Origin of the sequence: Isoptericola sp. NPDC058082, from assembly GCF_042885055.1 — a bacterium.
In the GTDB taxonomy this organism is placed as follows: Bacteria; Actinomycetota; Actinomycetes; order Actinomycetales; family Cellulomonadaceae; genus Isoptericola.
In genome coordinates this window covers 104971-129435 of sequence record NZ_JBHVSQ010000006.1, presented here as the reverse complement: position 1 = coordinate 129435, position 24465 = coordinate 104971, and the positions used below count along the sequence as shown (strand labels likewise).

The following is a 24465-nucleotide window of genomic DNA, read 5'->3' as shown; positions in this document are numbered from 1 at the left end:
GCAGATTCACCGAGCGAAGGAGTATCGATCATGAGCACCACGAGCGTGAGCCAGATCGACCGGACGACCAGCCGCCGACGACTGATGACGCCGGACGAGCTGGCCGAGTACCTGGGCGTGAGCCTGCACTGTGTCTACGCATGGTCGAGCCGCGGTGGCGGGCCGAACGTGGTCCGCGTCGGCGCCCGGCTGCGCTACCGGCCCGACGACGTCGAGGCCTGGCTCGATCGCGTTACCGACGACCACGCGGTGGGCTGACCGATGCCTCGCAAGCCCATCGAGCCGGGACGCTGGGGGCAGATTCGCCGCCGTGAGATCTCCCCCGGCGTCTGGCGGGCGCAGGCGCTGTACCGCGACTTTGCGGGCGTCCTCCACAAGTACGAGGCCCGCGGGCCGTCCGGTGCCGCTGCGCAGCGTCGCTTGGAGGACAAGCTGCACAGCGCAAGCACGGACGGCACGACCAGCGGTGGCGCCGCCATCACGCCGGAGTCCCGGATGACGGTCGTCTTCGACCAGTGGGTGTCAGAGAAGCGGGTCGAGGGTCAGATCACGCCGCAGTCGCTGACGACGTACCTCGGCGTGCTGGAGCGGGACCTGCGTCCGGCGTTCGGGGCGCTGCGGGTGCGGGAGGTGACGCCGGTCGCGGTAAACCGGGTGCTCATGGCGCTGAGTGCGGCGCGGAAGTTCGACACCGCCCGGCAGGCCCGCAACGTGCTGTCGCAGGTGATGATGATGTGCGTCCGGTACGGGGCGGCGCCGTTCAACCCGGTGCGGGACGCCGTGACGGTGCGCAAGCCGCGACGTGACGAGGTCCGTGCGCTCGGGCTGGAGGACATCGCCCTGCTGCGCAAGGCCGTGCGGGAGTGGGAGAACCGCCCCGCGCTCCCTCGCGGTCGGCGGAACATCACGCTGCTGCCGCAGATCGTGGACACGATGCTCGGCACCGGGCTGCGGATCGGTGAGTGTCTGGCACTGCGGGAGGCGGACCTCGACCTCGAGGCTTTGATCCCGACGCTCACCGTGACCGGCACCGTCGTCCGCGTCGAGGGGCGGCTGCTGCGGCAGTCCAAGCCCAAGTCGGACACATCGCGCCGCACGATCACGCTGCCGGCCTTCGTCGTCGCCGCCATCACCGAGGCGCTGGACCTCGGGCTCGACGGCGGGCCGGACGACCTCGTGTTCCCGTCGACGAACGCCACGCCGCGCGCACCGAGCCGGATCCGCGACCAGCTCCGCGACGCGCAGGCCGCCATCGGCACGACGGTCACGCCGCACGACTTCCGCCGCACCGTCGCCACGCAGGTCGCCAACTCGACCACCATCGCCAACGCGACCGCGCTGCTCGGTCACGCCGACGAGGGCACCACGGTGCGGCACTACGTGAAGCGGACCCACGTCGCCCCGGACCTGCGGACGGTGATCGACCAGCTCGTCACCCAGGCGTCGACGTCGGGCGTCCCGCTGCGACAACAGGAAGGGCATCTCGAACCGGTAGAGGACGGACAGAATGGACCCCATGCTGAGGATGTCTAAGGAAAAGGTCTCGCTGATCGACGGAACCCGCGCGGAGCGGTTCAGCTGGCCGGTCGAACATCTCGGCCAGGACGAACACGGCACCTGGCTTGGCGCGCGGAGCGGGAACCCGGTCCGTCAACCCGATGGACGCCGCGAGGAACCTCAGGAACACGATGCTGTCTGGCTGATCGCGGAGGGGGCCTGGTGGCTGCCCGCCTTCTGGTTCACCGACACGACCGACCTCACGATCGATGTCTGCACACCGCCGAGGCTCGATGGAGGCGTGTGGTCCTACGTCGACCTGGAGCTGGACCTGTTTCGCAGCGCCGACGGCCGCGCCGGCATCGTCGACCAGGACGAGTTCGACGAGCTGGCTCTGTCCGGGCACCTCACCGACAGCCAGGTGATGACCGCAAGCGAGGTCGCGCAAGCGTTGCTGCCTCTGGTGCAGTCGGAGGCAGAGCCCTTCGGCGGAGCGGCGAGAGCATGGCTGCGGTCACTTCGCTCCTGACGGTTCTCGTCGGTCCCCACCGGGCTGACGAAGAACCGCAAAACGGAGTGAAAAAGGAGTACGGGGAACGACGAAGGACCCCACAGCCGCAGAATCTTGCGGGTGGGGCCCTTCGGGTGGCGGTAGCGGTGGGATTTGAACCCACGGTGGACTTTCACCCACACACGCTTTCGAGGCGTGCTCCTTAGGCCGCTCGGACACGCTACCTCGCCGGACGAACCGGCCCACCGAGGATACCCAACGAACCGGCAGACCCGAAATCCGCCGTCCGCGGCCGTCCGGTAGGGCCTCCCGTACGCCGGTCGTACGCGGCGCGCACTACCTGGCGACGGGAGGCACTACCTCATGCGGAGGCGTCAGACGCAGGGCGCTCCGGCGTCCCACGCTCCCTTGACGTCGCTGCCGGGCAGCTCGCCGCGGGTCCACCACTGGGCGGTGTGGTTCACGCCGGCGCGGGAGACGACGTCACCGGTGGAGTACGTCTTGCCCGCGTCGAAGGCCGGGCCGCAGTCCTCGGCGGCGACGGGGTGGTCGCCGTGCTGGCCGACGACCTTCCACGGGTCCTTCTTGGCCGCCACGGACGCGGGGGCAACGCCGCGCGTCCACCACTTCGCGGCGTACTCGACGCCGTCGTGCGAGACGACGTCGCCCGTCGTGTAGACGCCGGTCGGGTACCAGGGGGCGGCGCCGTCGCCCTCGACGAGGGGCCCGGGCGTCGCGGCCTGGAAGGTGCGGACCAGTGCGGAGCTGAGGTCGCGGTCGGCGTCGCCGGCGATGTCCCACAGGTAGGCGCCGCCGAAGCCGTTCTCGGCGAGCCACTCGGCCTTGGCCGTCACGGAGCGCGGGGTGTCGAGCGTCCACCACTCGTCGCCGTTGAAGTAGTAGCTCTGCCCGGCCTGCTCGTCGTAGTGCTCGGTGAAGCCGCCCTCGGCGAACCGGTCCTGGAGCTGCGCGTAGTACGTGAACGGCAGCGAGCCGCCGCTGGCGGGCGCGCCGGGCGTCGGGTCGTCGACGCCCTTCCACCCGTACCCGTACGCGGCCAGGCCGAGCACGAGCTGATCGCCGCGGTACCCGGCGTTCTTGTAGGCGTTCATGAGGCCGTCGGCGGCGAGGCCCCAGTTGGCCGACTGGCTCGGGTCGTCGTACGAGGGGTACTCGTGCAGGTTGCCCTGGTGGCCGGTGCTGCCCGCCTGCCACGGCCCCACGTAGTCGTAACCCTGGATGTTGAGGAAGTCGACGACGGCGGCGAGCCGCGGGTCGACCCAGCCGCCCTCGGTGCGGCCCGCCCACGACGCGGGCGCGAAGCCGGTGATGAGGTAGTCCTCGCCGGTGGTGGCGGTGCGCGCGTCGAGCTCGGCGCGCAGCAGCTCCGCGAAGGACAGGAAGTTCTCCTTGTCCTCCTCCGGGTGGTCGCTCGGGTGCTCCCCGCCCACGACGGGCCACTCCCAGTCGATGTCGAACCCGTCGAAGATGCCCGCCGCGACGCCGTCGCCGCCCTTGACGCCGTGCTCCGGGTCGTCGACGACGGGCAGGTTCCCGTCGAGGTACAGGTCGATGCACGAGTCGACCAGCCGCTGCCGGTTCTCCGGGCTGCTGACCGCCTCGGAGAAGTTGTCCGACCAGGTCCAGCCGCCCAGGGAGATCAGCACCTTGAGGCCGGGGTTCGCCGCCTTGAGCTTCTTGAGCTGGTTGAAGTTGCCCGCCAGCGCCTGGCCCGCGCCGTCGGCGACGCCGTCCACGGCCTGGCCGGCGCCCTTGAGCTGCACGTAGTCGTTGAGCGGGTCGCCCTCCATGTGCCCCTCGGGCAGTCCGGTCTCCGGGTCGATGGCGCCCTCGTCGGGGTCGACGCGGTCGGTGATGTCGCAGACCAGGTCGGTCGTGACGTTGCCGAAGGCGTAGTTGAGGTGGGTGAGGTCCTCGACCGCCCCGGAGCGCTGGAGGTCGGCGACCTCGAACCCGACGTCCTGCGGGCCCCAGCCCGGGAAGTAGGCGGGCGTCTTGAAGCCGTTGACGCCGTCGGCGTCGTGCACGGAGGCCGCGCCGGGCAGGGGCGGGGTCGACGGCGCGGGGGCGGCGGAGGCGCCTCCGGCGGTCAGCCCGACGACGGCGGCGGCCGCGGCGAGGGTGAGGGCGCCGTGGCGGCGCGGGGACGGTCGGTGTCTCATCGGGAGCCTCGTTGCTTCCTCCGGGCGCACCCGGATCAGGATTTGTTCGGGCTCCTGCACAATAGCGTGGACAGCACGGTGTGGCCAGGCCCTGCACGGTTCGGCCGCAGGTCAGACGGGGTCCGGCCGGTTCAGGTGCCGTCGTTGCCGGGGTCGAAGACGCGAGCGTAGAGCGCGGCCGCCTCGTCCACGACGGCGCGGTCGATCGACGCGACGGGGACCGCGGCGACCAGCAAGGGCTCGCAGTCCGGCCCTCGCCCGGCGAGCTCGCCGGTGAGCGCCCAGGGGAACCGCTGCGGCGTCATGAGGTGCGCGTACTGGCACAGCTGCCGCGCCACCCAGTGCTCCACGGGGCGGTCCCACCACGGCTCCGGGTCCAGCGGGTTCACGCTGAGGCCCGGAAGGAGGCAACCGCTCTCGTGGTCACGGCTCTCGGCGGCGGCGTCGGCCACCGGGCCGGCGCTGAACCGCACGTACAGCGGGGTCGCGACGGGCAGCAGCTCGACGACGTCCCCCAGCGACCGCAGCCGGGGGACGTCGTCGAGCGTGACCGGGCCGTCCGGCACGTGCAGCGCCACGCCGTCACCTCACCGTCGGAGCTCCGCTCAGAACACCGGCTTGCCGCCCGTGACGCCGACGACGGTCGCCGAGACGTAGCTCGCGTCGCGCGGGGAGGCGAGGAACACGAACGCCGGCGCGACCTCCGCCGGCTGCCCGGCGCGACCGAGGGGCGTGTCCTGGCCGAACTTCTGCAGCTTCTCCTCCGGCTGCGTGGCAGGCTGCAGCGGCGTCCAGATCGGGCCGGGGGCGACGGCGTTCACGCGGATGCCGCGCGCCCCGAGCTCGCTCGCCAGGTTCACCGTGATGTTGTTGATGGCCGCCTTGGTCGACGCGTAGTCGAGCAGCGACGACGACGGCTCGTACGCCTGGATGGACGAGTTGTTGATGATGCTCGACCCCTCGCCCAGGTGCTTCAGCGCCGACTGCGTGACCCACAGCAGCGCGTACAGGTTGGTCTTCAGCACCCGGTCGATCTCGTCGGTGGTGATGTCCTCCACGGAGTCGCGCCGCGCCATCTGGAACCCGGCGTTGTTCACGAGGACGTCGAGGCCGCCGAGCTCCGCCGCCGCCCGGTCGGGCAGGCCGCGCGCCGTCGGCTCGTCGGTGAGGTCACCGGGCAGCAGCGCGACCTTCCGGCCCGCCTCGCGTACCCAGCGCGCCGTCTCCTGGGCGTCCTCCTCTTCCTCCGGCAGGTACCCGATCGCGACGTCGGCGCCCTCGCGCGCGAACGCGATCGCCACGGCCCGGCCGATGCCGGAGTCGCCGCCGGTCACGAGGGCGCGCAGCCCGTCGAGCCGGCCGGAGCCTCGATAGCTCTGCTCCCCGTGGTCCGGGGTCGGGGTCATCGCGCTGGTGAGCCCCGGTGGTTCCTGCTGCTGGGCGGGGAACGACTGCTGGTCGTCGGCCATGCTGTCCTCCTCGGGTCGTGGGTCGTGGGTCGTGCGTGCGGTCCGGCGTCACGCGGCCCGGCGGCGCGCGAGCTGCGCCTCGTGCACGTGCGGCCGCTTGGCGGGCCGCACGGCCTCGAGGGCCTCCCGGACGGCCTGCTTCGCACCGCGGCCGAAGCCCTCGCCGGCGGCCAGGTGCGCCATCAGCTGCGTGGCGGCCTCGCGCAGCGTGGCGCCGGTGGCGCCCGCCGCCTCGGTGAGCAGGTTCTCCGCCGTGTCCTCGTCCACGCCGTGCACGGCCATCAGCACGCCCTTGGCGCGCTCGATGGCGGCGGCGGAGACGAAGGCGCTGTCGAGGGCGCGGCGCACGTCGCGCTGCACCGCCTCGCGCTGCACCGGCGTGACGTCGACGACGTAGCCCGCGACCTCGGGCGGCCCGTCGCCGCGGACGCGGCGGGCCTGCGCCGTGACCAGCAGGGTCCGCGTGCGGCCGTGGGCGTCGACGACGCGCCGGGCCGTCACGACCGGTCCGCCGGAGCCGAGCGCGCGGGCGGCGTCGTGCACCACGCGATCGCGATCGTCCGGGTGCAGCTTGGCCTCGAGGGTCTCCGGACCGGGCTCGAGCGCTCCGGGCTGGTGGCCGAGCATCGCGTCGACCTCGTCGGACCACCACCAGCGTCCCGTCCCTGCCTCGGCCCGGTAGGAGCCCGTGAGCAGGTGGGTGCCGACCGCGAGCGCCGAGACGAGGTGGTCGGTGCCGGCGGGAGTTGTCGTCGTCATCGTGACCTCCGAAGTGGGAGGGTCGGTGCCGCTTCCTGACGCCGGACCTTCACGCTAACGCCGGCGTCCGAGGACGTCCACCGGGCCCGCCTCATCCGGCGTCGAAACGGTCCTCGCCCTCCTCGTCGGGGTCGTCCTTGGGCTTCTCGCCGGGCACCGCCCCGACGTCGGCGGCCTTGCCGTCGCCGTCGTGCGCCGCCCGCTCGCGCTCGGCCTGGCGGCTCGGGTCGTCCTCGTCCGCGCGGTTCCGCTCGGTGGGGTGCTCGCTCATGCGTGTCCTCCTCGGTCTCGGCACGTCGTCCCAGCCTGGGGTGGGTCCGGTCTCCCCGCACCCGGGCGCTCGACGGCGAGCACCGGGCACCCGTCCTACGGTCGAGGGGTGGCGTCGAGGAGTGGCGTCGACTCCAGGAGGAGGCACGATGCCCGCCCACCAGCCCGCACCCCCGCCCACCGACCGGACGTTGCCGCGCCTCGCCGCCGAGCTCGAGCGCGCGGAGCGCCTCGACCCGTTGGCGGGCCTGTACGACCGGATCTCCCGCGCGGTCGTGCCCTCGCCCGGCCGCGTGCGCGACGAGCTCCGCGGCCGTTCCGTCGGCCACCCCGTGCACAGCGTGCTCACCGACCTGCCGATCGGGCTGTGGACGAGCGCGGTCGCGCTCGACCTCACCCGCCCTCAAAGGCACGCCGACGCCGCCCGTCGCCTGGTCGGCCTGGGGCTGCTCGCGGCCCCGCCGACGGCCCTGACCGGCCTCGCCGACTACCGCGCGCTGAGCGTGCCCGCCCGCCGGGTGGCCGTCGTGCACGCCACCTGCAACGGGGTCGGCACGCTGCTGGCGCTCGCCTCGTGGCGCGCCCGGCGTGCCGGCAAGACCGGGCTGGGCACGCTGCTCAGCCTCGCCGGCATGGGCGCCATCGGCGCGGGCGGGTACCTCGGGGGCCACGTCGCGCAGGCGATGCGGGAGCCCCGGCACGTCCCCGGGGCCCGGTGAGCGCGGCTACCGCGTGCGGCGCTCGGAACGGTTCGTCAGCAGGTCGGCCATCGCCTCCGCGACCTGGCGCATGTCCCCGTTGCCGTCGGCGGCGAGCCCCACGATCTGCGCCGCGATGTCGCGCAGCGGCAGGTTGGAGTGGTTCGAGGCCTCCCGGAGCCACTCGAAGGCGCCCTCGAGGTCGGTGCGGAGCGCGCACATGACGACGCCCTTGGCCTGCTCGATCGTCGCCCGGTGCGCGGCGGACGCGCGGATGCTCGCCGTCGCCCGGACGTCGGCGATGCGCGCGACCGCGGGCGTGACGTCGGTGAAGTAGCCGACCAGCTCGCAGACGGCGCCCGTGAGGTCGGTGCGCCCCTCGCCAACGACCGCCAGGGTCCGCTCGTCGCCGTGCGCGTCCATGATGCGGTGCACGCTGCTGAACGGCTCGCCGGTCGTGCAGGCATGACGGAGCACCTGGCTGACGCGGTCCCGGTCGTCGGGGTGCTTGTGCGCCAGGATCAGCTCGGTGGTGGGGACCACCTCACCCGGCTCGAAACCGTGGATGCGGTAGGTCTCGTCGGACCACCACCACAGGCCGGTGGACAGGTCGTGCCGGTACCGACCCACCGGATGGCTGGTGCCGAGGGCAAGCGTGCCCTCGATGTCCCATGACGTGGTGTCGGTCATGTGGATCCTCCCGTCGTGGCTCGCGCCGCTAGAGATGAGCCGCCTCATGACTCCCCTCGACCGTAGCCCGCTTCGGCACGGGACGACAGCGGCGGGTGCTGGGGACGGGGTGCGCCCCGGTGGCGACCATGTCCGATGGACTCCACGATCGACGGTGCGGCGACCCACCGCGGCTGCCGCGGGCCGGGTGTCCAGCAGCGCGGCATCCGGTTCCCCGCCGTCGAGGGTGGAAGGGGCGAACGGTGCGCGCACTGACCTGGCAGGGCAAGGAGCACGTGAGGGTGGAGGACGTCCCGGATCCTCGGATCCAGGAACCGACCGACGCGGTGGTCCGCGTGACGTCCACCGCGATCTGCGGGTCCGACCTGCACCTGTACGGCGTGCTCGGGATGTTCCTCGACGCCGGCGACGTGCTGGGCCACGAGGCGATGGGCGTCGTCGAGGAGGTCGGGAGCGACGTCGGGCACCTCGCCGTCGGCGACCGCGTGGTGGTGCCGTTCGGCATCGCCTGCGGGCGCTGCTGGATGTGCGAGCGCGGCCTGCAGAGCCAGTGCGAGACGACGCAGGTGCGCGACCAGGGCAAGGGCGCCGCCCTCTTCGGGTACACGCGGCTGTACGGCCAGGTCCCGGGCGGGCAGGCCCAGTACCTGCGGGTGCCTCAGGCGCAGTACGGCCCGGTCGTCGTGCCCGACGACGGCACGCCCGACGAGCGCTGGCTCTACCTCTCGGACGTCCTGCCCACCGCGTGGCAGGCGGTGGAGTACGCGCACGTGCCCGACGGCGGCAGCGTCGTCGTCCTGGGGCTGGGGCCCGTCGGCCAGATGGCCGCCCGCGTCGCCCTGCACCGCGGGGCGAGCACCGTGGTCGGCGTGGACCCGGTACCCGCGCGGCGCCTCATGGCGCAGCGGCACGGCGTCATCCCGTTCGACCCGGGAGAGCGCGGGGTCCGCACGGCGGTGGGCGACCTCACCGACGGCCGCGGGCCGGACTCCGTGATCGACGCCGTCGGGATGGAGGCGCACGGCTCGCCCCTGGCCGAGACGACGCAGAAGCTCGTGGGCCTGCTGCCCGACGTGCTCGCCGCGCCGCTGACGGAGAAGGGCGGTGCCGACCGGCTCGCGGCGCTCCTCGCCGCGTGCGCCCTCGTGCGGCGTGGCGGGACGGTGTCGCTCTCAGGCGTCTACGGCGGCGCGAAGGACCCGCTGCCCCTGATGCAGATCTTCGATAAGCAGCTCACGATCCGCACGGGCCAGGCGAACGTGCGGCGGTGGACCGACGACCTGCTCCCCCTCGCCGCCGACCTGGCCGACCCGCTCGGGGTGCTCGACCTGCGCACGCACCGCCTCCCGCTGGAGGACGCGCCGGAGGCGTACCGCGCCTTCCAGCGCAAGGAGGACGGCTGCATCAAGGTCGTGCTGGACCCCTGGGCCGACGCCGCGTCGTAGGGATCAGCCCGTCGGCGCGTCGTCGGCGCGGAACGCCCGCCGACGCGCGTACTCGTGCAGGCGGTCGAGGGTGGCGAGCTGGCGCTGCGCGCGCTCGGCGAGCCCGCGGAACTGGGCGGGGTCGAGGCCGAGCTCGGCGGCGTGCTCCTCCAGGGTCTGCCAGCCGCCCAGCTTGCCCACGACGGCCGACCGCATGAGCTCGGCCTCCAGCACCACCGACATCGGCGACCGCTCCACCACCCGGCCGTTGAGCTTGAGCCGCCCGACGCGCTCGGCCACGCCCGCCAGCAGCTGGCGGTGACGCCGACGCGGCAGGCCGAGCTCCTGCAGGAGCCGCACGTACAGCTCGCGCTCGCCGCGGATCTGCTCGGCCACCTCCACCAGCTCGGCGTGCAGGGGCAGGTCGGCGTAGTCGCCCACCATGCGCTCGATCCGCCCGAGGCCTGCCGTGGCGCCGGTGAGGTGGTCGGACAGGTAGAGGCCGAGCAGCTCCCGGTCCACCTGCGGGGGCACCGCCGGGCGCGCTCCGCGCAGGGGCAGCGTGGACGCGCCGGCGGGCCGGGTGGCCGCCGGCCGCAGCGGTGCGGAACCCAGCCCCCGCCCCTCGGCCATGCCCGCCACGACCTCCCGGAGCGCGTCGGCCGCCGACGTCCGCGACCGCCAGCCGAGCTCCGTGACCGCCCGCGTCGTGTCCATCACCGGGGCGCCCATGGCCATGTCCACCCAGCCCGGGTCGGCGACGACGACGCGCGCCGCGTGGCCGAGCGACACCGCCGCGCGCACCACCGGGGGCGGCACCTGCACCAGGCGGCCATGGTCCACCAGCCGGGCGAGGTCGTCGCCGCGCAGCACGTCGTCGGCGGCCACGTTGAACGCGCCGCCCGCACGGCGCAGCAGCACGCGCCGGTACGCGTCCGCGGCGTCGTCGGCGTGCACGGCCTGGAGCCGCAGCCCGGCGGGCAACGGAAGCAGCGGCGGGCGACCGAGCCGCAGCAGCCCGACGGGCAGCAGCCGGCCCACGAACAGCCGCGTCACCTCGGCGCCCGCGTCGCCCTGGAAGACGAGTGCGGTACGCAGCCGCGCGACGGTGACCTCCGGGTGCGCGCGCTCCAGGTCGTCCAGCACGTCCTCCTGGGCGGCCTTGTCGACGCTGTAGTGGGAGGTCGCGATGCCGTCGGCGGGCCAGTCCTCGGTGCGCGGCACGTCGTCGTCGACCGGCGCGTACGCGCCGACGGAGGACGCCACGACGAGGTGCGGCACCCCGGCCTCGACCACGGCACGCGCCACCCGCCGCGTCCCCTCGACGTTGACGGTGCGCAGCAGGTCGCGGTCCCGGTTCGGCTGGATCAGCCACGCGAGGTGCACCACGGCGTCGGCGCCGCGGAACAGGCCCGTGAGCCGCTCGACGACGACCTCCTCGTCGCCGCCCGCCAGGTCCACGGTCGCCCACTCCGCGCGCCGGTACGGCTCGGCCGTCCGGTCCGGCAGCCGCCGCGCCACGCCCAGCAGCGACGTCACCTCCGGCTCGTCCGCCAGCGCGCGCAGCACCGCCGTCCCGACGTTCCCCGTCTGCCCCACCACGACGACCCGCATGACCCACACCGTGACACCGGCGGCCCCTGCCCGCAGTCGCGTGGCGTCGTGGCAGGTGAGCGCTCAGGCGGTGAGCACGTCGGCGGCGCGGCGCAGCACGACGACGAGCGCACCGGCCACGAGATGGTCGCCGCCGGAGCGCTCGCGGGCGTCGCGCACGACGTCGCGGAGACGGTCGAGCGACCGGGCGAACGCCGCACCAGGATCGTCGGCAGAGGTGACCGGAGGTGCGTCCACGGCGTCGTCGGGGCCGCCGTCGTCCTCCGGTTCGCGCAGGGCGTCGGCGAACGAGCGCAGCGCCGACGCGAGCTCCGGGCGCAGCCGCGGGCCCAGCGCGACCTCGTCGCGCCCGGTGCGCTCCCAGTCGACCAGGAGCCGCACGACCTCGTCGACCACCTCGGCCGCCGTCCCGAGCACCTCCGCCTGCCGGGCCTGCGACCGGGCGCGCTCGCCGTGCCGCCGGGCGCGAGGGTTGCCACGGGACGCCTCCCCCGACCGGGCGACCGCCGCCCGCGCGCCCTCGATCGTCGGGAACAGGGCACGTCGCCGTCGTTCCCACTCGTCCGGGTCGAGCGTCCCCTCGTCGTCCAGCCGGGCTGCCAGGTCGTCCAGCTGCTCCACGAGGGCGTCGCGCAGCGCCCCCAGCGCGATGGCCGACGGCGCGAGCAGCAGCGGCGGCAGCAGGAGGTTGACCCCGGTCCCGATCGCCGCCCCCACCACCACCAGGCCGGCGAACGCACCGACGTACTCCGCGCTCTCCCCCTGGCCGAGGACGAGGACGAAGATCGCCGAGTTCGCGACCCACGTCCCCTGCGCGCCGAGCACCCGCCAGCCCGCGCAGAGCAGCGCGAGGCCCACCACCAGCGCCACCGACAGCACGCCGGGCACGAGCACGCTGTCGACGGCGAGCGCGATGGCGGCGCCGAGCAGCAGGGCCCCCACGGTCTGCACCGACTCGCGCACCGACCGGGCGAGGGTGCTCGTCGTGGCGATCACGGCGCCCAGCGGGGCGTAGTACGGGTAGTCGGAGAACGGCGCCGGCGCGACCACCCCGACCAGCCAGGCGAGCGCCGCGGCCACCGCGCCCCGGAACGCGAGCGACCAGCGAGGATGCCGCACCCAGACCTGGTGCAGGCCCGCGGCTCCCCGGCCCCACCATCGGGTCATCCCAGCCCCGCCGGCAGCTCGGCGTAGCCCGGCGCGAGGCGCAGGCGCGGGGTCGCGTCGTCGGCCACCGGGTCGGCCTCGATGGCCGCCACGTCCTCCCACCGCACGAGGAAGGTGCCGCGGTGGCGGCGGCGCACGAGCTGCGGGATCGGCCACGGCGAACGGACGTCGGTGCGCTCGTACCCGTGGAACGACCCGGCGCCTCGCGGCCCGACCAGCAGCCCGACCAGGCGCGCGCCGCCGACGGCGTCGCGACGCGCCTGCGCGCTCAGCGGGGCGTCGTGCCCCGCCTCCTCACGGTCCTCCCCCGCGCCCGGTCCGTCCTCGGGCTCGTCCACGACCTCGAGCGCCAGGCGGACGTCGACGACGACGCCGACGGGCGCGCCGTCGGGCCCCAGCACGCGCGCGTCGAGGAGGTCGCCGACGTTCATGCCCCGGCCTCCGGGTCGTGCCGGCCGCCGGGGATGCGCCCGATCAGGCGGTCGCGCACCCAGCGCTCCACCCACACGGCGTCGAGGCGGTCCGACGGGACGGTGAGCTCGATCGCCGTCCCGACGTGCCCGACGTCGTCCCAGGCGATGCGCGGCAGCCGGCTGTCGGGCACGCGGCCGCCGAAGAGCCGCGTCGCCAGCACGGGGCCGATGAGGATCGCGTCGACGTGCACCTCGCGGCCCGCCTCGACATCGCCCCCGCCGGGGCCCGCGAGGGCCAGGTCGTCGACCACGCCGACGGGCTCGCCGTCCGAGTCGAGCACCTGCCGGCTCAGCAGGTGCAGGCGGGCGTCGACGAGGCGCACCTCTCCCCTCGGCTCGGTCATGACCCCGCTCCCGTCGCGATCATCAGGGGGATCGCCGCGACGGCGGCGACCACCACGACCACCAGGTACACCGTGCCCAGGGCGTTGACCACCCGCCCGTTGACGTGCTCCCCCATGTACTCCGGGTCGTTCGCGACCACGAGGATCGGCACGTACGTCAGCGGCAGCGCGACGGCGGAGAACACCACCGACATCTCCGTCACCGCCACCGGGTCGACGCTGGTCATGAGGATCCCGACGGCGAGCAGCAGCGCCACGATCATCGTGAGGTGGAAGCGCGCCGCCCGCGCCGGCCGGCGGAACTTCCCCCACGACCAGCCGAGGTACTGCGCGAGCGTGTAGCCGCTGGACAGGGCCGTCTCCAGGGCGGCGCCGAACGTCGCGGCGACGATCCCCAGGATGACGACCGCGAGCAGCAGCACGCCGCCCGCCTGCGCGACCGGGAGCACGATCTGCGACAGCGACGACACCTCGATCCCCGCCGGCAGCAGCACGACGGCGGCGCACGCGGCGATGGAGAGCGACAGCAGGCCGCCCAGGGGGAAGCCGAGCAGCACGTTGACCCGGTTGGTGCCGAGGTCCTTGGCGGTCCACCGCTCCTCGACGGCGCCGGAGGAGAAGAAGAACACCTCGTACGGCGTCATCGCCGCGCCGAACAGCGCGACCGCGTAGTACCAGTACGACGCGGGGTGCTCGGTGCCCGGCGGCGACGGCGGCACGGCCTGGCGCAGCAGCTCGCCCCAGTCCGGGCCGAGCTGGAACAGCGCGACGGCGAACCCCACGAGCAGCAGCCCCATGAGGCCTGCGACGTTCTCCATGACCTGGAACTTCACGCGCCACAGCACGAGCCACACCGCGAGCGCCGCGACCGGGATCCACAGGCGCGGCTCCACGCTGCTCGCCAGGTGCAGCGCGAGCGCGATGCCCCCGACCTCCGCGGTGAGCGTGAGGAGGTTGATCGCGAACGACGCGAGCAGGTTCCCCCCCGCGGCGCGCGGGCCGAGCCGTTCGCGGACGATCTCGAACGTCGCGCGGCCGCTCACCGCCGCGACCCGCCCGGCCATGCTCGCGAACAGGACGATGCCGACCACGCCGAGCACCACGACCCACGCGAGCGACATGCCGAACCGGGAGCCGACGACGGCGTTGGTCACCAGGTCCCCGATGTCGACGAACCCGCCGATGGCGGTGAGGATGCCGAGCGCGGCGGCGAGCAGCTTCTTCATGGCCCGCCCGCCTCGGCCAGGGCGGCGTCGGTGGCGTCGAGGGCGGTCGCGAGCCCGGACAGCAGGTCGTCGGCCGACGCCGGCACGCCCTCGTCGGCGGCGAGGTCGCCCCCGGAGCGCGCCGCCACCCAGCTGCGCGCCGCCACGACGGCGTCCGTGACGTCGCCGACGGCGTCCAGCCCGGTCGTGCGCCGCGCGGACGACGCCGCGTCGGGCGGCACGAGGGTCGTCAGCGCCGACTCCGCGTCGTCGAGCACCCGCAGCTGGTCGAGCAGCACCGTGTCGGCGACGGGCCCGGTGACCCGGCCCTCGTCGAGCAGGCCGACGGCGATCCGCGCCGTCTCGCCCGCGGACCCGGCCTCCGCGAGCGCGTCCGCCACGGCCGCCGTCGCCTGGCCGGGCTCCTGCCGGCCGGCGACGCACCCCGTCGTGCCCAGCACGATCGTGAGCACCACGACGACCGCCGGTCCGGCGGCCGCGGGCCGCCGTCGTCCTGTCTGCCGCGTCACGTCCGATCATCCGCACGGCGCGCGTCTGCACGCATGTCCAGGGCTGCTCGGCGGTGCTCCCAGCGACCGCCCACCGCTCGCAGCCGATTCCCAGGACGCCCTCAGCGCCCACCTGAACGGGGGGTGTCGACTGGGTGTCCTTCCCACCCACGGACCACGACCGGTCCCCGTCCCCCCGGAGCCCGCATGCCTCCCGCAGCCCTGTACGCCGTCGACCTCGTCGCCGTGTCGATCCTGACGTTCGCGCTCTACTTCCCCCGGCACCGCCGCCGCGACCTCGTGGTCGCGTACCTCGGCGTCAACGTCGGCGTGCTGGCGGTGTCGGCCGTGCTGGCGTCGGCCTCGGTCGCCGCCGGCCTCGGCCTCGGGCTGTTCGGCGTGCTGTCGATCATCCGGCTGCGGTCCGACGAGCTCTCCCAGCGCGAGGTGGCGTACTACTTCGCCGCCCTCGCGCTGGGGCTCCTGGGCGGGCTGGGCACGTCGGCCGGCTGGCTCGGCGTCGCCGGCTCGGCGCTGATCCTCGTCGTCATGGCCGTCGCGGACCACCCGCGCCTCCTGGCACGGCACGGCTCGCAGACGATCGTGCTCGACCGCGCCGTCGTCGACCGCGCCGAGCTCACCGCCCACCTCGAGGCGCTGCTCGGCGCCCGCGTGCGGTCCGTCTCCGTGCAGGAGCTCGACCTCGCGGACGACACGACGCGCGTCGAGGTCCGGTACGACCTGCCGCGCGACGGCGACCGGCCCGCCCGCCCGGCCGTCGCGCCCGTCGCCGCCCCCGACACGCTGGCGGTGACCCGGTGAGCGCCGCGGCCGTCGTCGCCCGGGGCCTGGAGGGCGCCGCGCCCGTCTCCCTCGCGGAGCTCGACGCCACCGCCGCCCTCCAGACCCGTGTCGACCGCAAGTACGTGCTCACCCCCGCCGAGGTCGCCGCCATGCTCGCCACGCTCGCCGCGCACGGCCCGCGCGTGCTGGAGATCGCCGGCGACCGGTCGTTCACGTACGCGTCGACCTACTACGACACGGCCGACCTGCTGACGTTCCGGCTGGCCGCGCGCCGCCGTCGCCGGCGGTTCAAGGTCCGCACCCGCACCTACGTCGACACGGGGAACGCCACGTTCCTCGAGGTGAAGACGCGCGCCGCCCGCGGCGTCACGGTGAAGGAGCGGCGGCCGTGGCAGCTCGCGACGCCGCTGGCCGGCGAGGGCCTCGACTTCGTCGACGACCGGCTCGCCGCCGCCCACCTCGACGCGCCCCCGTCGGCGCACCTCGCCCCCGTGCTGCGCTCCGCGTACCGGCGCACCACCGTGCTGCTGCCCGACGCCCGCGTGACCCTCGACACCGGCCTGCGGTGGCGGCTCGCGGGCCCGGAGGCCACCGACCGCAGCACCGCCGACGTCGGCGACCTCGTCGTCGTCGAGACCAAGGCCGGCACCGCGCCGTCGTCCGCCGACCGCGCCCTGTGGCGCGCCGGCCACCGCCCCGACCGCATCTCCAAGTACGCGACCGGGCTCGCCACCCTGCGACCCGACCTGCCCGACCACCCCTGGCGCCGCCTGCGGCGCGAGCGGCTCGGCGCCGCCTGACCTCACCACCGATCCCCACCAGAGAAGAGCCCGAACCATGCGCATCCCCCGCCCGAGGAAGACCCTCTGGACCCGCACCGTCTCGACCCGAGCCGTGGCGCTCGCCGCCGCCGGGACCCTGACCGTCGGCGCGCTGGCCGCGTGCAGCGCCGGCTCCACCACGTCCGCGGCGTCGGACGGCTCCGGCACCACCACCGCCCAGGTCGCCGCGACGGACAACTCCGGCCGGTCCGCGCAGGAGGTCCTCGACGAGAACCTCTCGTCCGCGGAGACCGCGGCCCTCGCCGACCAGTCCTGGGACACCGCCGACGAGGTCGCCGTCACCCTCGACGGCGACTCGGCGTCCGCCTCCGGCGACGGCGTCACCGTCGACGGTTCCACCGTGACGATCACGCAGCCCGGCACGTACCGGCTCTCCGGCACGCTCGACGACGGCCAGGTCGTGGTCGACGCGTCGGCCGACGGCGTCGTGCGCCTCGTGCTCGACGGCGCGGACGTCACCAGCTCGACCGGCGCCGCGATCGACGTCCAGGACGCCGACCAGGTGTCCGTCGTCCTCGCCGACGGCTCCACCAACCGGCTCGAGGACGCCGAGGAGTACGCCGACACGACCTCCGACAACGCCGCCAACGCCGCGCTGTACTCGACGGCGGACCTGGCGATCTCCGGCGGCGGCGCGCTCGACGTGGTCGGCAACGCGAACGACGGCATCACCGGCAAGGACGGGCTCGTCATCGCGAGCGGGACCGTCTCCGTCGACGCCGTGGACGACGCGATCCGCGGCAAGGACTACCTCGTCGTCAGCGGGGGCACGATCGACGTCACGTCCGGCGGCGACGGGCTGAAGTCCGACGCCGACGACGACGCCACGTCCGGCTACATCGCCCTGACCGGCGGCGACGTGACCGTCGCGGCGGGCGACGACGGCGCGCAGGCGTTCACCGACATCGCGATCACGGACGGCACCCTGACCATCGAGGAGTCCGTCGAGGGCCTGGAGGCCGCGACCATCGCGATCTCCGGCGGCGACGTGGACATCACGTCGTCCGACGACGGCCTGAACGCCACGGTGAAGGAGGCGGAGGACGACACCGCCAGCGAGGACTCGACCGCCGACGACACGGCCGCCGACGACTCCGCGACGGGCAAGGGTGACCAGGCCGCCCAGGACCCGGCCGCTCAGGACCAGGCCGCTCAGGACCAGGGCACCGCGCCGGAGCCGCCGACCGACGGCGAGATGCCGACGGGAGAGCCGCCCACGGACGGCCAGATGCCCCAGGGCGAGGCGCCCCAGGGCGGCGGGGGCGGCGGCATGGACGCCGTCCAGGAGGGTGCGTCGCTCACGATCACGGGCGGCACGCTGCACGTGGACGCCGAGGGCGACGGCCTGGACTCCAACGGCGTCACCGTGATCAGCGGCGGCGACGTCGTCGTCGAGGGCCCGACGAACGGCGGCAACGGCGCGCTCGACTCCTCGGGCGGCAGCACGGTCTCCGGCGGCACCGTCCTGGCGGTCGGGTCGTCGGGCATGGCCGAGGCGTTCGACGAGGACTCGACGCGGGGCTGGGTGGCGCTGACCGCCGACGCCACGCTCGAGGCCGGCACGGACGTGGCGGTCGTCGACGCCGACGGGACCGAGGTCGCGACGATCACGCTGTCGAAGACGGCCCAGTCGGTCGTGTACTCCGGCCCGGAGATCACCGACGGCGGCGCGTACACGCTCACCGCCGACGGCGAGGAGGTCGGCACGGCCACCGCGGGCGAGGCCCCCGCGGGCGGCATGGGCGGCGGACCCGGCGGAGCCGCTCCCGGCGGCTCGACCGACCAGGGCGGCCAGACCGACCAGTCGTCGTCGACCACCACCAGCTGACCGCGAGGTAGTCCGGATCCCGCCGAGGTAGTCCAGATCCCGCCGAGGTAGTCCAGATCCCGCCGAGGTAGTCCCGAGCTCGCGTCAGAACTACCTCGGCGGGATCTGGACTACCTCGACGCGGGCCGGACTACCTCGCGGGACCTCGTGCTACCTCGCGGGACCGGTGGGCCCGGCCGCGCCGTCGTACGCTCGAAGGCGTGCAACCCGTGCCCCGTCCGCTCGCCCCGACGTACCAGGACCGGCGGTGGGAGCTCCCGCCCGACGCCGTCGTGCACCACGGCACGATCGACGACGCGGTCCGCCTGCTCCAGGGCAGCACGGTCACCGCGCTGACGGGCGCGGGCGTGTCCACCGACTCGGGCATCCCGGACTACCGCAGCCCGGACTCGCCGAAGCGCGCGCCGATGACGTACCAGCAGTTCGTGGCCGACGAGGCGTTCCGCCGCCACTACTGGGCCCGCAACCACGTGGGCTGGCAGGTGGTGCACCGCACGGAGCCGAACGCGGGTCACCGCGCCCTCGCGCGGCTGGAGGAGCGCGGGGTGGTGCGCGGCGTCATCACGCAGAACGTGGATCTGCTCCACGAGGACGCCGGCTCGCGGCACGTCATCGACCTGCACGGCCGCTACGACCGGGTGATCTGCCTGCAGTGCGGGCGCGTCATCAGCCGCGCGCACCTCGCCGAACGGCTGGACGCGCTCAACCCGGGCTTCGTCGAGTCGGTGCTCGACGACGGGGCGACCGTCGCGGACATCGAGACCGCGCCGGACGCGGACGCCGTCATCGAGCAGACGAGCCACTTCGTCCCGGCGGCGTGCGAGTTCTGCGGCGGGGTGCTCAAGCCGGAGATCGTGTACTTCGGCGAGAACGTGCCGCGCGAGCGGGTGCAGCGCGCGTACGCGCTGGTGGACGACGCCGACGCCCTGCTCGTGGCGGGCACGTCGCTCACCGTGATGAGCGGCCTGCGGTTCGTGCGGCACGCGGCCAAGGCCGACAAGCCGGTGGTCATCGTCAACCGCGGCGAGACGCGCGGCGACCCGCTCGCCACGCTCAAGGTGGACGACGGCGTCACCGAGACCCTCGTCGCGCTGGCCGACCGGCTCTGACGGCGACGGGCTGCGGCTACCGGGCCGCGACCAGCCGCGAGCCCCTGACGCCCTCGGCGTCGATCAGGCTGCCGTCGCCGCCCGGGACGACCGGCAGCGCACCACGCCCCAGCCCGCCGAGGTAGACGGCGGCCTCGGTACCCGCCTCGGCCACGTCGGCCTTGCGGCGCCGGACGTCGATCCGCGTGACGGTCACGGCGTGCTCCCCCGTCGGCAGGTGCAGCACCGCGGCCTGGTCGGTGCGCACCCGCCCGGACGTCACGGTGCCGGTGAGCACGTGGCCCCGCGTCGGGACGGCGAAGACGGTGTCGACCAGCAGCTCGAACGGCTCGGCAGGGCTGGACGAGGCCGGCGTCCGGCGCGAGAAGATCCCCATGGCCGACGACGATATCCGCCGCGCGGCGACGCCGGGCCCGCATCAGGCCCGCGTCAGGCCCGCATCAGGCCCGCATCAGGCCCGCGTCACCGCACCAGGTAGGCGACGTCCCCGTTGGACGACCGGACCTCCACGGCGCGGTCGGCGTCCGGGTCCGTGGGCCCCTCGGTGGTCTGCTCCCCGTTCGACGTCTCGATCGTGAGCCGCACGGGCTCGCCGTCCCCGACGACGGTGACGTCGCCGTTGCTGGACTCGGCCCGGACGTCGCCGGTCACGCCGGAGACGTCGACCCGGCCGTTGCTGGTGTCCGCGTCGAGGCTGCCCTCGACCCCCGTCACCTCGATCGACCCGTTCGACGACGCCGCGACGACGTCACCCGCGGCCCGGTCGACGACGACGTCGCCGTTGCTGGAGCCGGCGTCCAGGCGCCCGGTGGCGGACGCCGCGACGTCGCCGTTGCTCGACCGCAGCTCCGTGTCGCCCACCACGCCCGCGGCCACGGCGTCCCCGTTGGACGTGCGCACCACCAGCGTCGTGTCGGCGGGGAGGGTGACGGCGAGCTCCCCCGCGCACCGGCCCGGGATCCACTGCCAGCGCCGGCACTCGTGGGTGACGACCAGCCGGTCGGCCCCGTCGTCGGCGCGGTACGTGGGGCTCGTGAGGCCCTGGCGCGCGATCCGGTCGACCTCGACCCTCCCCCCGGTGCCGCCGCCGTCGGCGGCCTTGACGGTCACGTCGCCGTCCGCGACCAGCTCGACCGTGCCGACCGCGGCGTACGTCTCGTGCTGCGTGGTCGTGGTCGCGACCGCCCGGTCCACGAGGAACAGCGCGCCCCAGGCCACGGCGAGCAGCCCGACGACCACGCCGGTGACGAGCAGCGCGCGCCCGACGGGGCCGCGGTGCGGCTCCTGCGGGGCGGGCACGGGGGCTGGTCCGGTGGCTGGTCCGGTGGAGGTCATGGTCGTGCTCCGTTCTCGTCGAGCCACCGCAGCACGGCGAGCACGCGGCGGTTGTCGTCGGCGTCGGGCGGCAGCCCGAGCTTGGTGAGGATGCTGGTGACGTGCTTCTCGACGGCGGGCATCCCGACGACGAGGCGGTCCGCGATCGCGGTGTTGGAGCGGCCCTCGGCCATGAGCGCGAGCACCTCCCGCTCGCGGCGCGTGAGCCGGTCCAGGTCGGAGCGGCGGCTGCGGGCGATGACCTGCGTGACCACCTCGGGGTCGATGACGGTGCCGCCGCCGGCCACGCGGTCGACGGCGTCGAGGAACGCGTCGACGTCGGCCACCCGGTCCTTGAGGACGTACCCGAGGGCGTGCGCGCCGCGGGCCAGCAGCTCGGACGCGTACCGCTGCTCCACGTACTGCGACAGCACGAGGACCGGCAGGTCCGGGTGCAGGCTGCGCAGGTGCAGCGCGGCGCGCAGACCCTCGTCGGTGTGCGACGGCGGCATCCGCACGTCGGTGACGAGCAGGTCGGGCAGCGCGGCGCCGGGCCGCGACAGGGCGGCGACGAGCTCGTCCGCCGTGCGGTGGCCGGTCACCGTGTGGCCCTCGGCGGCGAGCAGCCGGGTCAGCCCGTCCAGCAGGAGCACGGAGTCCTCGGCGATCACGATGCGCACGGCACCTCCACGGTCAGTCGGGTGCCCGCGCCGGGCGGGCTGTCGAGCTCGAAGACGCCGTCGAGCGCGGCGACCCGCCCGCGCAGCCCGGCGAGGCCGCTGCCGGGCGACGGCTCCGCGCCGCCCCGGCCGTCGTCCTCGACGACGACGCGCAGTCGGGCGCCGTCGCTCCACCCGTCGCCCGCACCGTCGTCCACGACGTCGGCGCGCACCCGGACGGAGCGCGCGTCGGCGTGCTTGGCCACGTTGGTCAGCGCCTCGGCAACGACGAAGTAGGCCGCGGCCTGCGCCGCGGAGCCGGCCCGCGCGACGTCGGGGGACGCCTCGACCCGCACGGGCACGGGGCTGCGCGCCGCCAGCGCGGACAGGGCGGCGTCGAGCCCCCGGTCGGACAGGACGGCGGGGTGGATGCCGCGCACGAGGTCGCGCAGCTCGGCGAGGGTCGCCTTCACCTCGCCGTGCGCGTGCTCGAGGGCCGCGGCGGACGCGGCCGGGTCGCGGTCGGCGAGCCGGCGGGCGACGCCGAGCTCCACCCCGAGCGCGACGAGCCGCTGCTGGGCGCCGTCGTGCAGGTCCCGCTCGATGCGCCGCCGCTCGGCGTCGGCGGCCGCGACGGCCTGGGACCGCGTCTCGGTGAGGACGGCGGCCCGCTCGGCGGCCGCCGTCGCCGCGTGCTCCGCGTCGCGTGCCTGGGCCCGGGCGAGGTCCGTCGCGGACGGGCCGAGGCACGCCCGCGCCAGCCCCAGGACGAGGGCCGTGCCCGCCTGGGCGACGGCCGCCCCGAGCCACAGCAGCAGCACCGCGCCGACGGCGGCGCCGACCAGCGCGACCGGCCACGCGATGCCGGCCTCGCCGCCGACGGCGCCGACCCCGCCGCGCGCCATCACGACGACGAGCGCGACCGCGCCCGCGACGAGGGCCACGACCGCGGCGAGGAAGGCCACGGACAGGAGCATCGCGACGAACGCGTACCCCGCGGCCGCCCACGCCCGCCCGTCGCGCAACGTGCCCCGCAGGGCGGCCCACGACCGCGGCAGCCCGGCCGCGCCGAGCGGCGGCCCCGGCACGACGACGCCGGTCTGGGCGGCGAGCCGCTCCCGCTCGAGCGCGGCGAACCAGCGGGCGGCGGGCAGCGTCACGCCGAGCGCGAGCAGCCCGAGACCGAGGACCGGCACGAGGGCCGACGACACCAGGACCAGCACCCACACGACCACGCCGGCGCTCGCCAGCCACACCGTCCCCACGGCGAGCTGCGCGACGGCGCGGCCCGTGGCCGGGTCGACCGGCGCGCGCAGCAGCGCGGCCCGCGAGCTCAGGGCCGGGGCGGCGTCCGTGCTGGTCATGACCTCGAGACTAGGCTGCGAGGGATCGGCCGGACAGCCAGCGCACCCACGTCGTCACGGTGGGGAAACCCCACGCCGGCGGGCGCGCGGCGGCGGCCGGAGGGAGGCAGCATGCTGGACGCGGTCGTGGTCGGTTCGGGCCCCAACGGCCTCGCCGCCGCCGTCACCCTCGCCCGGGCCGGGCTGTCCGTGACGGTCCTGGAGGCCAACGCGACCGTCGGCGGCGGGGCACGCACCCTCGCGCCCGGTGACGAGCCCGGCGGCGAGCACGGCGACCTGTTCGCGGGGCTGCCCGCCGGCGTCGTGCACGACGTGTGCTCGGCGGTGCACCCGATGGCGTGGGCGTCCCCGTTCTTCCGCGCGTTCGACCTGCGGGCGCACGGCGTCGAGCTCCTCACGCCCGAGGTGTCCTACGCGCAGCCGCTGCCCGGAGGGCGGGCCGCCGTGGCGTACCACGACCTGGAGCGCACGGCCGAGCGCCTCGGACCCGACGGCGCCGCCTGGCGCTCCCTGCTCGGCCCGCTGGCCGAGCAGTGGGAGGCCGTCGTCGCCGTCGCGATGGGCGACCACCGGTCCGTGCCGCCCGGCGTGCTCGACGGCGGCTCGCCCCTGCGGGCCACGGCCGCCGCCGTCCGGTTCGCCCTGGCGCTGCTCGAGCAGGGCACGGCGGCGTGGGGCGCCCGTTTCTCGGGCGAGGCAGCGCCCGCGCTGCTCACCGGCGTGGCCGCGCACACCATCACCCGGCTGCCGTCGCTGTCCGCCGCCGGCACCTCTCTGCTGCTCGGCGCCCTCGCCCACGCTACCCCCGCGCGCCGAGGTCGAGGCGGGGCGCCCGAGGTCGATGCCCCGGACCTCGACCTCGGGCGCTCGCCTCGACCTCGCGGGTTCGGCGGCGGGTGGGCGATCCCGCGCGGCGGGTCCGGGGCGATCGTGGCGGCGCTCGTCGCCGACCTGGAGGCGCACGGGGGCACGGTCGTGACGGGTCACCGGGTACGCACCCCGGCGGACCTGCCCGCCGCCCGCGCCGTCCTGTTCGACACGACGCCGCGCACCCTGCTCGACGTGCTGGGCCCCGCCGTCCCGCCGGGCCTGCGCCGCGCGCTGGGAGGGTTCCGGTACGGCAACGCGGCCGCCAAGGTGGACTACGTGCTGTCCGGCCCGGTGCCCTGGGCGGACCCGGAGGTCGGCCGGGCCGGCACCGTGCACGTGGGCGGCACCCGGGCGGAGATGGCCGCGGCCGAGAACGCGGTCGCCGCCGGCCGGCACGCCGACCACCCGCTGTGCCTGGTCAGCGACCCGACGGTCGTCGACGCGTCCCGTCGCGTCGTGTCCGGCGACGGGGAGCTGCGCCCCCTGTGGGCGTACACGCACGTGCCCGCCGGGTCCGACGTCGACGTCACGGACACCGTCACCGCGCAGATCGAACGCTTCGCGCCGGGGTTCCGCGACGTCGTCGTCGGTGCGCGCGCGATCCCCGCCGCCGCGATGGCGGAGCACAACCAGAACTACGTCGGCGGGGACATCTCCGCCGGCGCCGCGACGATGTGGCAGATCCTGGCGCGCCCCACGCCCCGCGCGAACCCCTACCGCGTGGCCGGAGGCGTGTACCTCTGCTCGGCGTCGACGCCTCCGGGCCCCGGTGTGCACGGCATGGGCGGCTGGCACGCCGCGCGGCGCGCGCTGCGCGACGTCTTCGGCGTCCGCGTCCCGGCGCTGTAGCCCGCGTCCCGGG

General features: G+C 75.1%; 26 protein-coding genes and 1 tRNA gene. 10 read left to right on the top strand and 17 right to left on the bottom strand.

Annotated elements, in window-relative coordinates:
• The first annotated feature begins 30 nt into the window (after positions 1 to 30).
• Genes ACFVS0_RS10690 through ACFVS0_RS10680 form a run of 3 tightly spaced genes read left to right on the top strand, consistent with a single transcriptional unit; the run spans position 31 to position 2026 of the window.
• On the top strand, positions 31 to 258 hold the full coding sequence (locus ACFVS0_RS10690) for a helix-turn-helix domain-containing protein (RefSeq protein ID WP_430587933.1): 228 nt from the start codon (positions 31 to 33) through the stop codon (positions 256 to 258).
• Between the two features lie 3 nt (positions 259 to 261).
• Positions 262 to 1533 (top strand): tyrosine-type recombinase/integrase, encoded by a 1272-nt coding sequence (locus ACFVS0_RS10685; RefSeq protein WP_430587932.1) that lies wholly within the window; start codon positions 262 to 264, stop codon positions 1531 to 1533.
• The gene (locus tag ACFVS0_RS10680) at positions 1517 to 2026 is read left to right on the top strand and encodes a DUF402 domain-containing protein (protein ID WP_430587931.1); all 510 of its coding nucleotides are present in this window, start codon (positions 1517 to 1519) and stop codon (positions 2024 to 2026) included. Before ACFVS0_RS10685 ends, ACFVS0_RS10680 begins: the two co-directional genes overlap by 17 nt.
• 117 nt (positions 2027 to 2143) lie before the next feature.
• Here ACFVS0_RS10680 and ACFVS0_RS10675 read toward each other — a convergent pair.
• From ACFVS0_RS10675 to ACFVS0_RS10650, 6 genes are all read right to left on the bottom strand, one after another.
• Positions 2144 to 2233, bottom strand: a tRNA-Ser gene (locus ACFVS0_RS10675).
• Between the two features lie 149 nt (positions 2234 to 2382).
• Positions 2383 to 4191, bottom strand: coding sequence for a glycosyl hydrolase family 18 protein (locus ACFVS0_RS10670; protein WP_430587930.1), 1809 nt, complete (start codon positions 4189 to 4191; stop codon positions 2383 to 2385).
• Positions 4192 to 4322: 131 nt separating this feature from the next.
• Entirely contained in the window at positions 4323 to 4769 is a 447-nt protein-coding gene (locus ACFVS0_RS10665; protein ID WP_430564381.1) for a DUF6098 family protein, read from the bottom strand.
• A gap of 27 nt (positions 4770 to 4796) precedes the next feature.
• Positions 4797 to 5660 carry an SDR family oxidoreductase gene (locus tag ACFVS0_RS10660; protein WP_430587929.1) on the bottom strand — a complete coding sequence of 288 codons (864 nt, stop codon included), beginning with the start codon at positions 5658 to 5660 and terminating at the stop codon, positions 4797 to 4799.
• Positions 5661 to 5708: 48 nt separating this feature from the next.
• Positions 5709 to 6419, bottom strand: a complete 711-nt coding sequence (locus tag ACFVS0_RS10655) for a PAS and ANTAR domain-containing protein (protein WP_430551388.1) — start codon at positions 6417 to 6419, stop codon at positions 5709 to 5711.
• Between the two features lie 91 nt (positions 6420 to 6510).
• Positions 6511 to 6690 carry a hypothetical protein gene (locus ACFVS0_RS10650; RefSeq protein WP_430564379.1) on the bottom strand — a complete coding sequence of 60 codons (180 nt, stop codon included), beginning with the start codon at positions 6688 to 6690 and terminating at the stop codon, positions 6511 to 6513.
• A gap of 148 nt (positions 6691 to 6838) precedes the next feature.
• On the opposite strand from ACFVS0_RS10650, the gene ACFVS0_RS10645 reads away from it, so the two are divergent.
• Positions 6839 to 7408, top strand: coding sequence for a DUF2231 domain-containing protein (locus ACFVS0_RS10645; protein ID WP_430587928.1), 570 nt, complete (start codon positions 6839 to 6841; stop codon positions 7406 to 7408).
• Positions 7409 to 7414: 6 nt separating this feature from the next.
• Here ACFVS0_RS10645 and ACFVS0_RS10640 read toward each other — a convergent pair whose 3' ends face one another.
• Complete coding sequence (locus ACFVS0_RS10640) at positions 7415 to 8077, bottom strand: PAS and ANTAR domain-containing protein (protein WP_430564377.1); 663 nt, start codon at positions 8075 to 8077, stop codon at positions 7415 to 7417.
• 242 nt (positions 8078 to 8319) lie between these two features.
• On the opposite strand from ACFVS0_RS10640, the gene ACFVS0_RS10635 reads away from it, so the two are divergent.
• The gene (locus ACFVS0_RS10635; protein WP_430587927.1) at positions 8320 to 9522 is read left to right on the top strand and encodes an alcohol dehydrogenase catalytic domain-containing protein; all 1203 of its coding nucleotides are present in this window, start codon (positions 8320 to 8322) and stop codon (positions 9520 to 9522) included.
• A gap of 3 nt (positions 9523 to 9525) precedes the next feature.
• On the opposite strand, the gene ACFVS0_RS10630 is transcribed toward ACFVS0_RS10635, so the two are convergent.
• The 6 genes from ACFVS0_RS10630 to ACFVS0_RS10605 all read right to left on the bottom strand — a co-directional run bounded on the left by ACFVS0_RS10630 (position 9526) and on the right by ACFVS0_RS10605 (position 14834).
• The gene (locus ACFVS0_RS10630; RefSeq protein WP_430587926.1) at positions 9526 to 11115 is read right to left on the bottom strand and encodes an NAD-dependent epimerase/dehydratase family protein; all 1590 of its coding nucleotides are present in this window, start codon (positions 11113 to 11115) and stop codon (positions 9526 to 9528) included.
• 63 nt (positions 11116 to 11178) lie between these two features.
• Entirely contained in the window at positions 11179 to 12282 is a 1104-nt protein-coding gene (locus ACFVS0_RS10625) for a hypothetical protein (RefSeq protein ID WP_430564374.1), read from the bottom strand.
• Complete coding sequence (locus ACFVS0_RS10620; protein WP_430587925.1) at positions 12279 to 12713, bottom strand: hypothetical protein; 435 nt, start codon at positions 12711 to 12713, stop codon at positions 12279 to 12281. The genes ACFVS0_RS10625 and ACFVS0_RS10620 overlap by 4 nt, the downstream gene beginning before the upstream one ends.
• Positions 12710 to 13099, bottom strand: a complete 390-nt coding sequence (locus ACFVS0_RS10615; protein WP_430564373.1) for a hypothetical protein — start codon at positions 13097 to 13099, stop codon at positions 12710 to 12712. Before ACFVS0_RS10615 ends, ACFVS0_RS10620 begins: the two co-directional genes overlap by 4 nt.
• A complete protein-coding gene (locus ACFVS0_RS10610) occupies positions 13096 to 14325 on the bottom strand; it encodes an NRAMP family divalent metal transporter (protein ID WP_430587924.1) in 1230 nt (409 codons plus the stop codon). The genes ACFVS0_RS10615 and ACFVS0_RS10610 overlap by 4 nt, the downstream gene beginning before the upstream one ends.
• On the bottom strand, positions 14322 to 14834 hold the full coding sequence (locus ACFVS0_RS10605) for a hypothetical protein (protein WP_430564371.1): 513 nt from the start codon (positions 14832 to 14834) through the stop codon (positions 14322 to 14324). The genes ACFVS0_RS10610 and ACFVS0_RS10605 overlap by 4 nt, the downstream gene beginning before the upstream one ends.
• A gap of 186 nt (positions 14835 to 15020) precedes the next feature.
• On the opposite strand from ACFVS0_RS10605, the gene ACFVS0_RS10600 reads away from it, so the two are divergent.
• The 4 genes from ACFVS0_RS10600 to ACFVS0_RS10585 all read left to right on the top strand — a co-directional run bounded on the left by ACFVS0_RS10600 (position 15021) and on the right by ACFVS0_RS10585 (position 19396).
• A complete protein-coding gene (locus ACFVS0_RS10600) occupies positions 15021 to 15635 on the top strand; it encodes a DUF4956 domain-containing protein (protein ID WP_430564370.1) in 615 nt (204 codons plus the stop codon).
• Complete coding sequence (locus ACFVS0_RS10595; RefSeq protein WP_430587923.1) at positions 15632 to 16417, top strand: polyphosphate polymerase domain-containing protein; 786 nt, start codon at positions 15632 to 15634, stop codon at positions 16415 to 16417. The genes ACFVS0_RS10600 and ACFVS0_RS10595 overlap by 4 nt, the downstream gene beginning before the upstream one ends.
• Before the next feature lie 37 nt (positions 16418 to 16454).
• A complete protein-coding gene (locus tag ACFVS0_RS10590) occupies positions 16455 to 18287 on the top strand; it encodes a carbohydrate-binding domain-containing protein (protein ID WP_430587922.1) in 1833 nt (610 codons plus the stop codon).
• Positions 18288 to 18487: 200 nt separating this feature from the next.
• The gene (locus ACFVS0_RS10585; RefSeq protein ID WP_430587921.1) at positions 18488 to 19396 is read left to right on the top strand and encodes an NAD-dependent protein deacetylase; all 909 of its coding nucleotides are present in this window, start codon (positions 18488 to 18490) and stop codon (positions 19394 to 19396) included.
• A 16-nt stretch (positions 19397 to 19412) separates the two neighbouring features.
• On the opposite strand, the gene ACFVS0_RS10580 is transcribed toward ACFVS0_RS10585, so the two are convergent.
• The 4 genes from ACFVS0_RS10580 to ACFVS0_RS10565 form a co-directional block, all read right to left on the bottom strand.
• A complete protein-coding gene (locus tag ACFVS0_RS10580; protein ID WP_430587920.1) occupies positions 19413 to 19772 on the bottom strand; it encodes a hypothetical protein in 360 nt (119 codons plus the stop codon).
• 86 nt (positions 19773 to 19858) lie between these two features.
• Positions 19859 to 20731, bottom strand: a complete 873-nt coding sequence (locus tag ACFVS0_RS10575) for a DUF4097 domain-containing protein (RefSeq protein ID WP_430587919.1) — start codon at positions 20729 to 20731, stop codon at positions 19859 to 19861.
• The gene (locus ACFVS0_RS10570) at positions 20728 to 21390 is read right to left on the bottom strand and encodes a response regulator (protein ID WP_430587918.1); all 663 of its coding nucleotides are present in this window, start codon (positions 21388 to 21390) and stop codon (positions 20728 to 20730) included. Before ACFVS0_RS10570 ends, ACFVS0_RS10575 begins: the two co-directional genes overlap by 4 nt.
• Positions 21378 to 22733 (bottom strand): sensor histidine kinase, encoded by a 1356-nt coding sequence (locus ACFVS0_RS10565; RefSeq protein WP_430587917.1) that lies wholly within the window; start codon positions 22731 to 22733, stop codon positions 21378 to 21380. The genes ACFVS0_RS10570 and ACFVS0_RS10565 overlap by 13 nt, the downstream gene beginning before the upstream one ends.
• A 111-nt stretch (positions 22734 to 22844) precedes the next feature.
• Between ACFVS0_RS10565 and ACFVS0_RS10560 the strand changes: the two genes are divergently transcribed.
• Positions 22845 to 24452, top strand: coding sequence for a phytoene desaturase family protein (locus tag ACFVS0_RS10560; protein ID WP_430587916.1), 1608 nt, complete (start codon positions 22845 to 22847; stop codon positions 24450 to 24452).
• Positions 24453 to 24465 lie beyond the last annotated feature (13 nt).

Excerpts from the sequence above, each read along its gene's own strand:
- ACFVS0_RS10590 (WP_430587922.1), top strand. The coding sequence starts at position 16,455 with ATGCGCATCCCCCGCCCGAGGAAGACCCTCTGGACCCGCACCGTCTCG.
- ACFVS0_RS10685 (WP_430587932.1), top strand. The coding sequence starts at position 262 with ATGCCTCGCAAGCCCATCGAGCCGGGACGCTGGGGGCAGATTCGCCGC.
- ACFVS0_RS10630 (WP_430587926.1), bottom strand. The coding sequence starts at position 11,115 with ATGCGGGTCGTCGTGGTGGGGCAGACGGGGAACGTCGGGACGGCGGTG.
- ACFVS0_RS10690 (WP_430587933.1), top strand. The coding sequence starts at position 31 with ATGAGCACCACGAGCGTGAGCCAGATCGACCGGACGACCAGCCGCCGA.
- ACFVS0_RS10670 (WP_430587930.1), bottom strand. The coding sequence starts at position 4,191 with ATGAGACACCGACCGTCCCCGCGCCGCCACGGCGCCCTCACCCTCGCC.
- ACFVS0_RS10660 (WP_430587929.1), bottom strand. The coding sequence starts at position 5,660 with ATGGCCGACGACCAGCAGTCGTTCCCCGCCCAGCAGCAGGAACCACCG.
- ACFVS0_RS10615 (WP_430564373.1), bottom strand. The coding sequence starts at position 13,099 with ATGACCGAGCCGAGGGGAGAGGTGCGCCTCGTCGACGCCCGCCTGCAC.
- ACFVS0_RS10580 (WP_430587920.1), bottom strand. The coding sequence starts at position 19,772 with ATGGGGATCTTCTCGCGCCGGACGCCGGCCTCGTCCAGCCCTGCCGAG.
- ACFVS0_RS10655 (WP_430551388.1), bottom strand. The coding sequence starts at position 6,419 with ATGACGACGACAACTCCCGCCGGCACCGACCACCTCGTCTCGGCGCTC.
- ACFVS0_RS10575 (WP_430587919.1), bottom strand. The coding sequence starts at position 20,731 with ATGACCTCCACCGGACCAGCCACCGGACCAGCCCCCGTGCCCGCCCCG.
- ACFVS0_RS10620 (WP_430587925.1), bottom strand. The coding sequence starts at position 12,713 with ATGAACGTCGGCGACCTCCTCGACGCGCGCGTGCTGGGGCCCGACGGC.
- ACFVS0_RS10645 (WP_430587928.1), top strand. The coding sequence starts at position 6,839 with ATGCCCGCCCACCAGCCCGCACCCCCGCCCACCGACCGGACGTTGCCG.
- ACFVS0_RS10650 (WP_430564379.1), bottom strand. The coding sequence starts at position 6,690 with ATGAGCGAGCACCCCACCGAGCGGAACCGCGCGGACGAGGACGACCCG.
- ACFVS0_RS10610 (WP_430587924.1), bottom strand. The coding sequence starts at position 14,325 with ATGAAGAAGCTGCTCGCCGCCGCGCTCGGCATCCTCACCGCCATCGGC.
- ACFVS0_RS10565 (WP_430587917.1), bottom strand. The coding sequence starts at position 22,733 with ATGACCAGCACGGACGCCGCCCCGGCCCTGAGCTCGCGGGCCGCGCTG.
- ACFVS0_RS10600 (WP_430564370.1), top strand. The coding sequence starts at position 15,021 with ATGCCTCCCGCAGCCCTGTACGCCGTCGACCTCGTCGCCGTGTCGATC.
- ACFVS0_RS10625 (WP_430564374.1), bottom strand. The coding sequence starts at position 12,282 with ATGACCCGATGGTGGGGCCGGGGAGCCGCGGGCCTGCACCAGGTCTGG.
- ACFVS0_RS10560 (WP_430587916.1), top strand. The coding sequence starts at position 22,845 with ATGCTGGACGCGGTCGTGGTCGGTTCGGGCCCCAACGGCCTCGCCGCC.
- ACFVS0_RS10680 (WP_430587931.1), top strand. The coding sequence starts at position 1,517 with ATGCTGAGGATGTCTAAGGAAAAGGTCTCGCTGATCGACGGAACCCGC.
- ACFVS0_RS10640 (WP_430564377.1), bottom strand. The coding sequence starts at position 8,077 with ATGACCGACACCACGTCATGGGACATCGAGGGCACGCTTGCCCTCGGC.